The sequence below is a fragment of the Komagataeibacter intermedius TF2 genome, assembly GCF_000964425.1.
In the GTDB taxonomy this organism is placed as follows: domain Bacteria; phylum Pseudomonadota; class Alphaproteobacteria; order Acetobacterales; family Acetobacteraceae; genus Komagataeibacter; species Komagataeibacter intermedius.
Genome location: NZ_BANF01000494.1, coordinates 1 through 580, shown reverse-complemented (window position 1 = coordinate 580; position 580 = coordinate 1). Strand labels below are relative to the sequence as shown.

The 580-nt window shown below is 62.2% G+C and carries 1 protein-coding gene; it reads left to right on the top strand.

The genetic code is table 11. The features are described from left to right. Positions 1-580, top strand: a 580-nt coding sequence (locus tag B7449_RS18165; protein WP_048884017.1) for an AAA family ATPase, incomplete at both ends; no start/stop codon positions are given.

Genomic DNA, 580 nt, shown 5'->3' with positions numbered 1-580 from the left:
TTGAACAGCGTGGTCTTGAACTCGGCGGGGAACGGGTCTCGCTGGTTCAGGAGATGCGCGGCGACAGGCTGAGGGTGACGAATTCCGCTCAGATCGCCATCGAGGAGGACCTCGCGATTCAGGCGGCTCGTGCTTCAGGAGACCGAAGCGGGGCGCTGTCGGACCGCCAGATCACGGAAGCGATCGGACGATCACCCCTCGACTTCGCAAGCGATCATGGAAAGACCCAGAAGGCCGCAATCTATGCTCTCGGCAGGGGTGGTGCGCTCTCCATGCTTACCGGCGTCGCGGGCTCCGGGAAGACGGCGCTGCTATCTCCGCTGGTTGATGCGTGGAAACATGATACGCGTTATGACACGAACGGTCGCAGGGTTCTCGGGATTGCCAATGCCTGGCGTCAGGCAGACGCATTACGTGAGGCCGGCATCTTTGACACGAGCGCGATGCTGCCTTTTCTGGCGCGGCTGGAGCGCGGTGACGTCGATGTGGATCGGAACACGGTGCTGGTGATTGACGAGGTCGGTCAGGTCGGCCCGCGCCAGATGCTTCGCCTGTTACAGGTGCAGCGTGATACTGGCTG